Annotated in this window: 9 protein-coding genes; 4 read left to right on the top strand and 5 right to left on the bottom strand. The window is 67.9% G+C overall.

All coding sequences use genetic code 11. The features are described from left to right. Positions 1 to 6: 6 nt before the first annotated feature. The 4 genes from LOY33_RS14355 to LOY33_RS14340 are packed head-to-tail and all read left to right on the top strand — an operon-like array spanning position 7 to position 5,307. Positions 7 to 1,581 (top strand): ABC transporter substrate-binding protein, encoded by a 1,575-nt coding sequence (locus LOY33_RS14355; RefSeq protein ID WP_258659080.1) that lies wholly within the window; start codon positions 7 to 9, stop codon positions 1,579 to 1,581. Beyond that, the gene (locus tag LOY33_RS14350; RefSeq protein WP_054915363.1) at positions 1,574 to 2,635 is read left to right on the top strand and encodes an ABC transporter permease; all 1,062 of its coding nucleotides are present in this window, start codon (positions 1,574 to 1,576) and stop codon (positions 2,633 to 2,635) included. The genes LOY33_RS14355 and LOY33_RS14350 overlap by 8 nt, the downstream gene beginning before the upstream one ends. A 12-nt stretch (positions 2,636 to 2,647) precedes the next feature. After that, positions 2,648 to 3,466 (top strand): ABC transporter permease, encoded by an 819-nt coding sequence (locus LOY33_RS14345; RefSeq protein WP_043860485.1) that lies wholly within the window; start codon positions 2,648 to 2,650, stop codon positions 3,464 to 3,466. Between the two features lie 14 nt (positions 3,467 to 3,480). Next, positions 3,481 to 5,307 carry a dipeptide ABC transporter ATP-binding protein gene (locus tag LOY33_RS14340; RefSeq protein ID WP_408980703.1) on the top strand — a complete coding sequence of 609 codons (1,827 nt, stop codon included), beginning with the start codon at positions 3,481 to 3,483 and terminating at the stop codon, positions 5,305 to 5,307. Here the strand turns inward: LOY33_RS14340 and LOY33_RS14335 are convergent. The 5 genes from LOY33_RS14335 to LOY33_RS14315 all read right to left on the bottom strand — a co-directional run bounded on the left by LOY33_RS14335 (position 5,201) and on the right by LOY33_RS14315 (position 12,864). Then, the gene (locus LOY33_RS14335; protein WP_258659075.1) at positions 5,201 to 6,487 is read right to left on the bottom strand and encodes a benzoate/H(+) symporter BenE family transporter; all 1,287 of its coding nucleotides are present in this window, start codon (positions 6,485 to 6,487) and stop codon (positions 5,201 to 5,203) included. The two genes, LOY33_RS14340 and LOY33_RS14335, sit on opposite strands and share 107 nt — an antisense overlap. 60 nt (positions 6,488 to 6,547) lie before the next feature. Further along, positions 6,548 to 8,071: a PLP-dependent aminotransferase family protein gene (locus LOY33_RS14330; protein ID WP_043860488.1), complete on the bottom strand. Its 1,524-nt coding sequence runs from the start codon at positions 8,069 to 8,071 to the stop codon at positions 6,548 to 6,550. A gap of 85 nt (positions 8,072 to 8,156) precedes the next feature. After that, on the bottom strand, positions 8,157 to 8,615 hold the full coding sequence (locus LOY33_RS14325; RefSeq protein ID WP_054915360.1) for a GNAT family N-acetyltransferase: 459 nt from the start codon (positions 8,613 to 8,615) through the stop codon (positions 8,157 to 8,159). A 113-nt stretch (positions 8,616 to 8,728) separates the two neighbouring features. Then, positions 8,729 to 11,092, bottom strand: a complete 2,364-nt coding sequence (locus LOY33_RS14320) for a DUF262 domain-containing protein (RefSeq protein ID WP_258659071.1) — start codon at positions 11,090 to 11,092, stop codon at positions 8,729 to 8,731. Beyond that, positions 11,089 to 12,864 carry a DUF262 domain-containing protein gene (locus LOY33_RS14315; RefSeq protein ID WP_258659068.1) on the bottom strand — a complete coding sequence of 592 codons (1,776 nt, stop codon included), beginning with the start codon at positions 12,862 to 12,864 and terminating at the stop codon, positions 11,089 to 11,091. The genes LOY33_RS14320 and LOY33_RS14315 overlap by 4 nt, the downstream gene beginning before the upstream one ends. Between the last annotated feature and the right edge of the window lie 205 nt (positions 12,865 to 13,069).

Here is a 13,069-nt window from a genome sequence, read left to right as displayed (position 1 = left end):
CTGCCCATGCCTCATGAATTCTCGCGCCGGATCTTCCTCGGCAACAGCCTGGCCGTCGGCGGCGGCCTGCTGCTGGGCTCCAGCCTGCTGGGCGGCTGCGATGCCGGCGGGCCTGCCAGCAGCGTGGCGGCCAGCGCACGCCCGGGCACCCCGGTGCACGGCGGGCGCCTGCGCGTCGGCATCATCGACGGCGACCAGGCCGGCAACCTGGATGCACACAAGCCTTCCGGTGGCGGGATCATTCGCGGCTGGGCGCTGTACAGCAAGTTCTGGGAATGGAACGACGACGTCAGCACGCGCCTGGGCCTGGCCGAATTTGCCGAGCCCAATGCCGATGCCAGCGCCTGGACCATTCGCATCAAGCCGGGGCTGGAGTTCCACCACGGCAAGAGCATCGGCGCCGACGACATGCTGTTCTCGATCCTGCGCCTGACCGACCCGAAACTTGCCTCGCCATTTGCCGGGCTGGTGGGCGCCATCGACCGCCAGGCGCTGCGCAAGCTCGACGAGCGCACCATCGAGATCCGCTTCAAGCAGGGCCGCAGCTTCTTCCCGCTGGACGAGACCCTGATTGCCTTCGGCGGCATCGTGCCCACCGACTACGACCCGGTCAGCAACCCGGTGGGCGCCGGCCCGTACCGGCTCAAACGTTTCGTGCCGGGCCAGCGTGCGCTGTTCAGCCGTTTCGAAAACTACTACAAGCCCAACCAGCCATATGCCGACGAGCTGGAGATCATCGAATTCAAGGACCAGGTATCGCGCGTAGCCGCCCTGCGTGCCGGGCAGATCGACATCGCCAGCGGTGTGCAGGCCGAGCACAGTGCCTTGCTCAAGGCCGACCCGCGCCTGCAACTGGTGGTGTCGCCCACCACCTCGTTCAGTGGCTTCAACCTCAACACCGCCAAGGCGCCGTTCCAGGACGAGCGGGTGCGCCAGGCCTTCCGCCTGCTGGCCGACCGCCAGGAGCTGGTGGGCCGTGGCCTCAACGGTTTCGGGCGCATCGCCAACGACCTGTATTCGCCAACCGACCCCACCTACAACCATGCCATCGCCCAGCGCCCCTTCGATCTGGACCAGGCCCGTTCGCTGCTGCGCCAGGCCGGGCAGACCGACCTGCGCATAGAACTGACCACCACCGCCAACGAAATCAACGCTGCCCTGGTGTTCGCCCAGCAGGCGAAGAAGGCCGGGGTCCAGGTCAAGGTCACGCCGGTGGACGCCTCGGTATTCAACGGCCCGCAGAAGGAGCAGTGGCTGATGTCGCCCGGCTCGACACCGGCCCGCGGCTTTCTGGCCACCGGCCTGCACAACGATGCACCGCTGGCGATCTACAACCGCAGCAACTTCCGTGACGAGCGCTTCAGTGCGCTGTTCACCCAGGCCCTCGGCCAGCCGGATCTGGCGCAGCGCAAGCAACTGGTACACGAGGCGCAGGCCATTCAGCACCAGCGCGGCGGCCTGCTGATCTGGGGCTTCACCGACGTGCTGGACGCCGCCTCGAACAAGGTCGGCGGCCTGCACGGCGAACAGACCACCTTCGCCTCCTGGCGCTTTGACAGCCTGTGGTTGAACCATGCCTGAACCGTGCGCAACCTCTCATCGACTGCCGGCCTGGCTGCCCTGGTTCATCGGGCGCCTGGGCTATGGCCTGCTCACCGCCTGGGTCATCAGCCTGGTGGTGTTCATCGCCACCCAGGCGCTGCCCTCGGACCCGGCGCGGGTGATCCTGGGCCCCGACGCGCCGCTGGAGAGCATCCAGACCCTGCGCGAGCAACTGGGCCTGAACCGGCCGATCCTGCTGCAGTACCTGAGCTGGCTGGGGCAGGTGCTGCACGGCGACCTGGGCATCTCGCTGGATTCGAACCAACCGGTGGCCGGCATCATTCTCGCGCGCTTTGGCAATACCCTGGCGCTGCTGGGCGGCGTGCTGCTGGTGGTGGTGCCGCTGGCGTTGAGCATCGGCGTGAGCCTGGCGCTGCGGCGTGACAGTCGCCTGGACCGCTGGGCGCTGTCGGCGCTGATCTTTCTCAAGGCCACCCCGGGTTTTCTGCTGGCCATCGGGCTGGTGCTGCTGTTTTCCATGCCGCAGTTCAGCCTGCTGCCGGCGGTGTCGATCCTCGACCCGGACAAGCACCTGTGGCAGCAGCTGGAGTTTCTGCTGCTGCCGATACTGGCCCTGAGCCTGTCGTCGCTGCCGTACCTGGCGCGGCTGGTACGCGCCTCGATGATCGAGGCGCTGGAATCCGACTACGTGAGTGCGGCGCGCCTGCGCGGGGTGCCCGAATGGCGCATCGTGTGGCGCCACACCTTGCCCAACGCGCTGGTGCCGGCAGTGCAGGGCGTGGCCCTGACCTTGCGCACCCTGATCGGCGGCGCGCTGCTGGCCGAGGTGATCTTCAGCTACCCCGGCATCGGCACCCAGCTCAACACCGCGATCCAGATGCGCGACCTGCCGCTGATCCAGGGCGTGGTGCTGGTGATCACCCTGGGCGTGGTGGCGATCAACCTGCTGGCCGATCTGCTCACCGTGCTGCTGACCCCCAGGCTGCGCACCGCGCGGCGGGTCACGCTGATCCAGCGCAACCGTCGCGGCATCCAGAGCTGGTGGCGCCGCCCGGCAGCCAAGGCCCCTTGAGAGGAAGAGAGCATGTTCAGTGCAAGTGTCTGGCGTGAGCCGCAAATTCGTCGGGGTGGGCTGGTGACCCTGGCCATCGTGCTGCTGGCGCTGCTGGGCCCGTGGCTGGCGCCGCATGCGCCTACCGACATGGTTGGCGGGGTGTACGGGCCGCCCAGCGGCGAGGCGCCGTTGGGGCATGATTTTCTGGGCCACGACGTGGTGTCGCGGTTGCTCGGTGGCGGTGTGTCGATCCTGTGGATGTCGCTGGCGGCCGCTGCCATTGCGCTGGTGCTGGGCACGGCGCTGGGGCTGCTGGCCGGGTTGTCGCGCCAGCGCCTGGACCAGGCCATCACCTGGCTGGCAGATGTGTGGCTGGCGTTTCCGGACCTGATCCTGGTGCTGCTGATCGTGTCGATGCTGGGGCGCGCGCCGTGGCTGATCGTGATGACCGTGGCAATTGCCTTTACCCCCGGCGTGATCCGCCTGGCGCGCGGCAGTGCGGTGGCGGTGGCCAGCCAGGAGTTCGTGGAGGCGGCGCAGATGATGGGCTTTTCGCGCACGCGGATTCTGCTGCGCGAGATCCTGCCCAACGTGCTCACGCCGCTGCTGGTGCACTTTGGCAACATGCTGACCTGGGGCGTGGGCATGTTGTCGGGCCTGAGCTTTCTGGGTTACGGCGTGGCGCCGCCGGCGGCGGACTGGGGGCTGATGATCAACGAGAACCAGGCCGGGCTGCTGGTGCAGCCGTGGGCGGTGCTGGCACCGGCGCTGCTGATCGGGGTGTTCGCCTACGGCACCAATATTCTGGCCGAGGGCATTGCCCGGCACAGTGCGGGAGAACGCAAATGAATGCGCATGCCTTGATGGCCTCTTCGCCGGCAACGCCGGCAACGCCGGCGCCTACAGGTTTTGCACCGTCTGTAGGAGCCGGCGTTGCCGGCGAAGCGTTGCGGGTCGAGAACCTGCGGGTCGAACTCGCCAGCGGCGCCGATATCATCGACCACATCCACTTCAGCCTGGCCCCCGGTGAAATCCTCGGCCTTGTCGGCGAGTCCGGCTCGGGCAAGACCACCCTGGCCACCGCGCTGCTGGCCCATGCCCGGCGCGGTGCGCAGATTGCCGGCGGGCGCATCGACATTGCCGGCGCCTCGCTGCTCGAGCTCAAGGGCGATGCCCTGCGCCGTGCCCGCGGCGGGCTGATCGGCTATGTTGCGCAAGACCCGGCCATGGCCCTCAACCCGGCGCTGCGCATCGGCAACCTGCTGCGCGAAACCCTGCTGGCCCACGAGCCGCAGCTTGCCCGCGCAGCCCAGGCCGACCGGCTGCAGCAGACCCTGGTGGACGTCGGCCTGCCCGGCGATCGCGAGTTTCTCAGGCGCTTCCCCCATCAACTGTCCGGCGGCCAGCAGCAACGGGTGATGCTGGCCCTGGCCTTCGTGCTGCGCCCGCGCCTGATCGTGCTCGACGAACCCACCACCGCCCTCGACGTCGGCACCCAGGCGCACATCCTGCAAACCCTGCGCAGGCTGTGCAAGGAGCAGGGGGTGGCGGCGGTGTACGTGTCCCACGACCTGGCCGTGATCAAGGACCTGGTCGACCGCGTGATGGTGATGTACGCCGGGCGCATCGTCGAGGTGGCGCAGCGCGAACGCCTGTTCGCGCGGCCCGCGCACCCGTACACCCTGGGCCTGCTGGCGGCGATTCCGGACGTGGCCCGCCAGCGCCCGTTGCAGGCGATTGCCGGCCATGCCCCGGCGCCCGGTCAGCGCCCGCAAGGCTGCGCCTTCGCCCCGCGGTGCGCGCGCCGCAGCGCTGCCTGCACCTCGCTGGAGCCGTCGCTGAATGCGCTGGACAGCGCGCAGCAGGTCGCCTGCCTGCACCCGCAACTGACCGCCGTGGCCGCGCCGGCGGTGGTGCCGGCAACGGTGCTCAGCTGCGCTGACACGCCGCTGCTGAGCCTGCGCGACCTCAACCTGAGCTACGACCGCCAGGTGCTGTTCGACCTGTCGCTGGACCTGTACAAGGGCGAATGCCTGGCGGTGGTGGGCGAGTCGGGCTCGGGCAAGACCAGCCTGGCGCGCACCCTGGCGGGGCTGGGCGATACCGCCCAGGCCGAGCTGACCTTCGACGGGCAGCCGCTGAGCCTGCTGGCGCGCCAGCGGCCCGCGGCCACGCGCCACCGTATCCAGTACATCTTCCAGAACCCGTACCGCGCCCTGAACCCGCGCCAGACCGTGGCGCAGTGCCTGCAAGCGCCCCTGGAGCACTTCTTCGGCCTCAAGGGCGCGGCCTGCCGGGTGCGTATCGACGCGGCTCTGGCACGGGTCGCGCTGCCCCCGGATGCGGCGCACAAATACCCGCATCATCTGTCGGGCGGCGAGCGCCAGCGCGTGGCGATTGCCCGCGCGCTGGTGTGCGAGCCTTCGGTGCTGATCTGCGACGAGGTGACCTCGGCCCTGGACGTGTCGGTGCAGGCGGCGATCCTGGCGCTGCTCAAGCAGTTGCAGGGCGAGGGCATGACCCTGCTGTTCGTCACCCACGACCTGGGCGTGGTGCGCGCCATCGCCGACCGCGTGGTGGTGGTCAGGGAAGGGCGGATTGTCGAGCAGGGGCCGGCGCAGGATGTACTGGACCACCCCCAGGCTGCGTACACCCAGGGGCTGCTGGCGCACTCGCCACGGCTGGGCTGAGCGGGCGGCCGGCGTGCATCAGCGCATGCACCAGCAGGCCGGTCAGCAACCCCCAGAACGCGCCGCCGATACCCAGCAGGGTGACATTGGCGGCTGTGGCCAGAAAGGTGATCAGCGCGGTCTCGCGGGTACGCGCATCGCCCATCGCGCTGGCCAGGCTGCCACCGATGGCGCCCAGCAGGGCCAGCCCGGCGAGGGTGGTGACGAAGGTGCGCGGCAGCACCATGAACAGGCTGGCCAGGGTCACGCCGAAAACCCCCACGGTGACATAGAACACCCCGCAGGCGATGCCGGCGAGGTAGCGCCTGGCCGGGTCTGGGTGCGCGTCCTTGCCGGTGCAGATGGCCGCGGTGATGGCGGCCACGTTGAACGCATGGGCGCCAAACGGCGCCATCAGCAGCGACCCCAGCCCGGTGACCGTGATGATCGGGTTGGCGCTGGTGGTGTAGCCGTCGTTGCGCAGCACCAGCATGCCCGGCATGTACTGCCCGGTGAGGGTGATGACGAACAGCGGCAGCGCCACGCCGAACAGCGCGCCAAGGCTGAACTGCGGGGTTTCGAACACCGGCAGCGCCATGCTCAGGTGCACGCCGTGCAGGTCCAGGCGCTGCTGGGCCAGCAGCATGGCCAGGCCCGCCACCAGCACCCCGACCACGGCAAAGCGCGAGGTGAAGCGGCGCAGCACGGCGTAGGTGAGCACCAGCACGATCACCAGCAGCGGGTCGGCGCTGGCCCCGCCGAAGGCGTTGACCCCGAACTGCAGCAGGATGCCTGCCAGCAGCCCGGCGGCGATGCCGGCCGGTATCCAGCGCACCAGCCGCTCGAACACCCCCGACAGCCCCAGCAGGATGAAGCCGATGGCGCACAGTACGTAGGCGCCGATCACCTCGCCATAGGGTGTGAACGGCATGACCGTGGCCAGGAACGCCACGCCCGGGGTGGACCAGGCGGTGATGATCGGCGCGCGGTAGCGCCAGCTCAGCCAGGCTCCGGTCAGGCCCACGCCGATGCTCACCGACCACACCCACGAGGCGGTTTGCGCGGCGGTCAGGTTGCCCAGTTGCGCGGCCTGGAACACCAGCACGAAGGTGCCGCCATAGTTGACCATGACGCTGATCAGGGCGGCCAGGGTGGGTGAGACGAGGTCACGCGGGTGCAGGTGCGAAGCGGTTCGGTTCATGGGCAGGTCCTTGCGGGATGGGCTGGGGTGCCGAGCGTATCCGCGCCAGGGGTGGCCCGATCAGTCCACCTCGCTGGCCTGCGCCAGACCGCTGCGCACGCCGGGGCGCAGGGCCTTGGCCAGGCGTGCCACGGCACTGCCGATCTGGTGCGGGGTGAGCGCTGCGAAGCCCAGCAGCCAGCCGCCCTGTGCCGGCGGCGTGGCGTACAGGCGGCTGAGGCCGGGCAGGTGGATGCCCGCCCGCGCGGCCTGGCGGATCGTCTCGGCCTCGCTCCAGCCATGCTCCAGGCGGCACAGCATCTGCAGGCCGCCCGGTGGCAGCTGCGCGCTGGCGATGCCGCCCAGGTGCTGGTGCAGGGCCTGGGCCATGGCCTCGCGGCGCACGGCATACAGCGTGCGCATGGCGCGAATGTGCGCGGCGAAATGGCCGTCTTCGATAAACCGCGCCAGGGTCAACTGGGCCAGTTGCGGGGTGTGCCCGTCGAGCATGCTGCGCGCGTGGCTCATGGGCGCGACCAGGGCCGGCGGCAGCACCATGAAACCCATGCGCAGGCCGGGGTACAGCGACTTGGCGAAGGTGCCCAGGTAGATCGTGCGCTGCGCGTTGTCCAGGCCCTGCACGCAGGCGGTGGGCAGGCCGTCGTAGTGGAACTGGCTGTCGTAGTCGTCCTCGATGATCCAGCCGTTGCGCTCGGCGGCCCAGGCAATCAGGTCCAGGCGCCGTTCCAGGGCCAGGGTGACGCCGGTGGGGTACTGGTGCGACGGGGTGACGTAGACGGTGTTGGCGCCGCTGCGGTCGGCACGCAGCAGGTCGGTGCGCAGGCCGTGCTCATCCACGGCCACGGGCACCACCTGCAGTTGGGCCATCTCGAAGGCCTTGCGCGCGCCAAAGTAACCCGGGTCTTCGAGCAGGATCGGCCCGCCGGGGTCGGCCAGCACCTGCGCGCACAGGTACAGCGCCTGGCGCGCGCTGCTCAGCACCAGCACCTGGTCGGCGTGCACCCTGGCGCCGCGTTCCAGGTTCAGGTAGCGGGCGATGGCCTGGCGCAGCGGCGCGGCACCCAGCGGGTCGCCATGCAGCAGCACCTGGGCGCGGTAGTCCTTCTGGGCCTGGCGTTGCAGGCGGTCCCAGGTGTCGAGGGGGAAGTTGCGCGTCTCGGGCAGGCCGGTGGCGAAGGCCTTGACCTGCTGCTGGTCGCTGACCCCGCCGCTGGCCAGGATCGCCGCGCCACGGGCGCTGAGGCCGACGGTGGCAGGCGCGTGCTGCGGCGCGCCGGTGCGCGGGGGGCGTGCACCCAGCAGACGCGGCCCCAGGTGCTCGGCCACATAGCTGCCCGAGCCTGGGCGGCGGCAGATGCAGCCCTCCAACTGCAGTTGCACATAGGCCATCTCCACGGTGTCGCGAGACAGTCCCAGGGAACTGGCCAGGGTGCGGGTGGCGGGCAGGCGGCAACCCGGCGGCAGTTCGCCGGCAAGAATGAGTTCGCGCAGGGCGCGCTGTACCCGCACGCGCAGCTCCAGCGGGGCCAGCTCGGCGGCGGCCAGGCGGATCTTCAGGGTGTCGAGTTGAAAACTGTGGGCCATGACGTCTGTGCAGTGAAGAAGGGCAGGCCGGCATGCTGACCTGCCAGGGCCCGGCTGTCCATGCCTGCCCTTGAACGGGGGAAGGTTACAGCGCGATCTGGTAGAGGATCGTGCCGGGGTTGACGGCCACACGGTTGTACAGCTGCTGGGCGCGATGGTTGGTCTGGTGGGTGTGCCAGTACAGGCGTGTGCACTGCTGCTGGTCGGCGGCGGCCTTGACCCAGGCGATCAGGTGCTCGCCGGTACCCTGGCCGCGCATCTGCGGGGCGACGTAGAGGTCTTCGAGGTAGCAGTAGTGGGTGGTCGACCAGGTAGAGCGGTGGATGACCCAGGTGACCATGCCGACCAGCTCGCCGTCGTACTCGGCCACTGCGGCGAACACGGGCTCGTCGGGGTCCAGAAAGCGCTTGAAGGTGGTGGCGTTGACGGCTTCGCCCAGGTCGACCTGGTAGAAGTCCTGATAGGCCAGCCAGAGCGGCAGCCAGGCCTCGAAGTCGGTGGGCTGGATGGGGCGGATGGCGAGTGATGCGGTACTGCTGGTCATCGCTGATGGTCCTCGTTGATGGCAAGGCTGCATGCCTCGCGACCTGCCCAAGCATAGGGGCAGGGCGCGGGCATCAACCGACCACTTGGAGGGCGGCGGGCAGTCCGCGTGCCTCAGGCCGCCAACACGCCGGCCAGCGCGACCAGCCGCTGTTCGACCGTGTCGCGGGGGCAGTGGCTCTGCAGGTAGCCGGCCTCGACGACAAAGTCGAAGTCCTGCTGCAGGGCATGGGCCAGGGCGTCGCGCCCGAGCAGTTCATCGACATCGATCTGCAGCAGGAAGCCATGCGGCGTGGAGGTGACATAGAGATGGGTGTGCACCTGCGGGCTGTGCCTGTGCAGCAGGTAGAAGTAGGGTTCGTCGGCACTGCCGGAAACCGGCACGTAGCCTTCGACCGACAGCGGTGCCAGTTGCGCCAGCCGCTGCGGGGTTTGCAGCTGTTGATGCAGGGCGAAGCTGAACAGCTCGGCATGGCTGCCACTCATGCGTTCCCTGGCCAGCAGGTACACCTGGTCGCGTTCGAAGCGCAGTTGGCGCAACGCGCAGTACCCGAGGGCCGAGGGGGTCTGGATCAGCACCTGGCGCCACGGCTCCCGCACCCGGGCCTGGTCGATGATGCGTTGCAACTGGGCCGGCAGCGGGCGGGTTTCGTCCAGTCGGTTCCAGAGGCAGAACAGCGTCACGCGCATGCCGTCTTCATTGGCCAGCAGGCGTTTCCAGGTGCCAGGGCCCGTGAGACCGTCGCCAAGGAACGAATGGTTGTAGCCGCGTTTGAGCAGGTAATCACCCTCGCTCAACAGCGCGCGCTCCCAGAGGAAGTCGTCGATTGCGCGTAGGCCGTGGTCGTCGAACATCTGCTCGGCCAGCGCAAGGCTGCTGGCAAAGTGTTCCTGCCAGGTGGCATGCGCGTGGCTTTGCAGCGCCCAGGCGGCGCTGCTGTGGTCGAGCAGAAAATCGATCTGGCCCTGGAAGTAGCCGTGCTGCTCGGCGTGTTCGAGCAGCGGCCGCCATTGGCCGTCGGCGACGATCAGTTTCGCCTTGGTGATTTCCTCGCGCACCTGGGTACCGCGAAAGCCGCTGACGGGCCTGTCGACGCTGGCAAAGTGCGCGAGGATGTCCAGCGCCTGCTCCAGCATTTCGCCGAGCCCGCTGACGCTGCGCTTTACATCGTCCGGCCCGTCGTAGCTGGCATTGACCGACAGGTTGACCACCAGCCGCATCCACTCGCCGAACGCCTGCGGTTGGCTGTTGCCATGGCGGCGCAGGAACATCGCATAGCCGCAGAACTGCACCAGGCGGGTGTAGTTCAGTGGCTGGTCGCTGATGGCGTGGTTGAAGAAGGCGACCTCGTCGAAGTAGTGCGCCGTGGGCAACTGGGTGGCGAAACTGTCGGGCCCCTCGCTCCAGGCTTCGAGCAGCAGCATCAGGGTTTCGGAAAACGCATCATCGAGCCAGCCGTTGTCCTCGTACACCTGGTAGCTCAGGCGCTGCTGGCGGTTGCGCAGCTTGAGCAGGTCGGCTTCGTAGCTCGGCGCATCGACGGCGCGGGTGGCCGCGGCGACCATCTGCAACAGGTTCATCACCGCCTGGTCGAACAGGCGCATGGTCGCGGGGGCCGAGGCGTCATTGCGGGCGTTGCTGAAGTTCCAGAAAAAATCCGCCCAGCGCGTGTCCATGCGCCAGGCGAAGAAGGTCGCGGTGCTGACCGGCTTGCCGTGCATCTGCCGGGGGTGACCGTCGAACTGGGTGTGCAGGTGCCGTTCATAGCGCGCCTTGAACGTCTCGAAGGCGGTCAGCGGCATGCCGCGGGCGTTCATCTTGATGTACAGGTCGTCGGCCAGGCCGAAGTCGTCCAGGTCGAGGATCTGGAAGCTGATCACCGGCTGCTGCACATCGATCAGGCGGGCAAAACGGGCGGTGGCGGCGTTGTGAAAGCGCTCGTGCATGGCCTGCAGCATGGTCAGGCATGACTGGATGGTGGGGTCCAGGCGCCAGTGGCGAAAGTACCAGGGCTGGTCGGTGAGGTGCTCGATCAGCGAGTCGTCGGCACCCAGCGCGGGCGAGGGCGCATGCTGGCTGAGGGCGTCGAAGAACTCGCTGCTGCTGGGCCTGACGCTGTAGGCGAATCGGGCGCTGCCGTTGGCGTTGCAGAACAGCTGGGCGAAGGCTGCCAGCTCACCGTCGCGTTGCGCCAGGTACCAGTGCAGCAGAAACAGCGTGGTCAGGCGCTGCTGGCCGTCGAGCGGGACGAACTGGCGCTGGGGGTTCAGCGTGCCGTAGACGAAGTCCAGGTTCAGCGGCAGGCTCGGGTCGTCGGGCGGCAGTGCCAGGGCGCGGGCCAGGGCACCGAGGAATTCGCTGCGCACCTCTTCGGTATCGGCCCTGCCCTGGGCGTAGTCGCGCTGGATCAGCGGGATGCGGGTGCCGGCGTAGCGCTCGAACAGCTGGCCGAAGATGATCTGGCTGTTGGCGCTCATGCGTGCTGCTCCTGCGGGTCGGCGAAGAAGGCTATCAGGGTGTGCAAGAGCGCAAGCGCGTAGCCCTTGCGGTCCTGTTCGCCCCAGAACAGCAGGTGCTTGACGTCAGGGCTGTAGCATTTGAGGAACAGGTTGCGCGTGCACAGCGGCACGAACACGCCGCCCTGGTCCAGGGCCAGCAGGCGCTCGCGCTTGACCGCGAAGATCGCGTTCTTGTAGCTGCGGTTGGTCTTCTGGTCGAGCAGCGTGAGGTTGCCGATGCTGTCGTCGACCTCCTGGTTTTCGCCGAACGCCTCCAGCACTGCCTGGTGGAGCGCGTTGAAAGCCTCATCGTCTGCACCCTTGGGGTCGCCAATGAATGCCTCCAGGGCCTCGCGCAGAGGCCGGGTTTCGGTCTTGTCCGGCAGGTGCGGCAGGCAGCGCTGCAGCCATTGCTGTTTTTCCTCGGCGCCGTTGAAGCGGTGGGCGGTGACCGAGCGCACATGTTCGATGTCCCAGCGCTCCTTCTTGAAGCTGTCGAACTGGAAGCGCACGTTCGATTGCGGGTTCTGCAGCAGGCTGGCGAGGTTGAACAGCAGCAGGGTCGCGCGAATGGCCGATCTGTCCCGCTGTGAGTAGTCCAGGCCGGCGAGGAAGGGCGAGAGCGCATCGGTAATGGCGTCGCGGGTAGCCGGCTGGGGCAGGGGCGAGCCGGTCAGTTGCATGAACACGCGCTGGCGCAGGCGCTGTTCGAACTGGCTCTTGGGCAGGCCTTGCGACAGGGCAAACAGCTCGGCCACGGCGACACCCTGTTGCACCAGAAAACCGATGATGTGGTAGAGCCGGCGGTCCTCGAACCATTCCTCCAGCAGCATGCAGGTGTTCTTGACCTGCTGCCATAGCGGTTGCGCCGAGGCGTCGGGGGCAGCCAGCTGGCGACTGTAGTGATGGAACACGGAGTAGCGCTGTCGGGCTGGCGCGCTTGCGCCTTCCAGCCGGGCTACCAGCTGGAACAGGAAGCCGATGCGGTTCTGCCCGGTGCTTGGCTGCTCGTTCAGGAAGTACCAGAGCGCGTCGTTCTGCAGGGCCTTTTCGAGTTGATCCCATTCGTGGGCGATGCGCAGTTGCTGGGGCGTTTCGCCCGAGGCGTCGTCGGCGTTGCGCTTGAGAAACAGCGCACGGATCAGCTCGTCGTCGGTCAGGGGGATCTTGCCGATGTTCAGGCGCGTGAAGGCGTCCACCGGGTTCTCGCTGGCGGCCAGCTCGTACCAGATGACCTTGGTGCGGTTGAGCAGGGTGGACTTGAAGTCGTCGACTTCGTTGTCGTGCTGATCGAACCAGTGCTCGATGCTGTGCATGGCCTGGTACAGGTGGAAGAAATCGACATTGCCGCGGGCCTGCTCGGCCGAAGGCTCAAGCAGAAAATCCGGCAGGTGCGGGCGGGTTTCGTAGCTGAGTTCGAACACCGGTGCGCGGTGTCTTTCGGTGAGCCGCTGGTTGAAGAAACGCAGAATCAGCAGCAGCGTGGTGAGGCGCTGCTGGCCGTCGACCACTTCATACTGGCCATTGTCGCGGGCCTTTAGCACCAGCGGCTGCAGGCAGTAGAAGTCGTCGTTCTGCGGGTTCTTGCGGTAGGCGAACTCGAGGACGTCTTCCAGCAGTTGTTGCACCTGCTCGGGTTTCCAGCGGTAGCCGCGCTGGTAGGCGGGGATCCAGAAGCGATTGACCGGGCTTTGCCTGTCCTCCCTGATCAGCTGGTGGACGGGCTTGGGCCGAAAATCGGGTGAGGTCATTGCAATGGTCCTTATTGCCGAGGGTGCGCAACAGCCGAGCGATGGCAGAGTGCCTTGGTGGGGCGAGGTTGGCAACGGAGTGGGCAGAAAAACCGCGTGGGCAGGTTTTGCTGGCGCTGCGCACCAGATCGCGGGGCAAGCCCGCTCCCACGGCCTGGCGGCCAGAAACAGATCATTGAGCCATGCATAATCCGCTTCTGCCCGC

Source organism: Pseudomonas sp. B21-036 (genome assembly GCF_024748925.1).
Lineage (GTDB): Bacteria > Pseudomonadota > Gammaproteobacteria > Pseudomonadales > Pseudomonadaceae > Aquipseudomonas > Aquipseudomonas palmensis.
This window is presented reverse-complemented; position numbering and strand designations above follow the sequence as displayed.

Coding starts and splice junctions, on each gene's coding strand:
- LOY33_RS14355 (WP_258659080.1), top strand. CDS start 7: ATGCCTCATGAATTCTCGCGCCGGATCTTCCTCGGCAACAGCCTGGCC.
- LOY33_RS14345 (WP_043860485.1), top strand. CDS start 2,648: ATGTTCAGTGCAAGTGTCTGGCGTGAGCCGCAAATTCGTCGGGGTGGG.
- LOY33_RS14350 (WP_054915363.1), top strand. CDS start 1,574: ATGCCTGAACCGTGCGCAACCTCTCATCGACTGCCGGCCTGGCTGCCC.
- LOY33_RS14340 (WP_408980703.1), top strand. CDS start 3,481: ATGGCCTCTTCGCCGGCAACGCCGGCAACGCCGGCGCCTACAGGTTTT.
- LOY33_RS14325 (WP_054915360.1), bottom strand. CDS start 8,615: ATGACCAGCAGTACCGCATCACTCGCCATCCGCCCCATCCAGCCCACC.
- LOY33_RS14330 (WP_043860488.1), bottom strand. CDS start 8,071: ATGGCCCACAGTTTTCAACTCGACACCCTGAAGATCCGCCTGGCCGCC.
- LOY33_RS14320 (WP_258659071.1), bottom strand. CDS start 11,092: ATGAGCGCCAACAGCCAGATCATCTTCGGCCAGCTGTTCGAGCGCTAC.
- LOY33_RS14315 (WP_258659068.1), bottom strand. CDS start 12,864: ATGACCTCACCCGATTTTCGGCCCAAGCCCGTCCACCAGCTGATCAGG.
- LOY33_RS14335 (WP_258659075.1), bottom strand. CDS start 6,487: ATGAACCGAACCGCTTCGCACCTGCACCCGCGTGACCTCGTCTCACCC.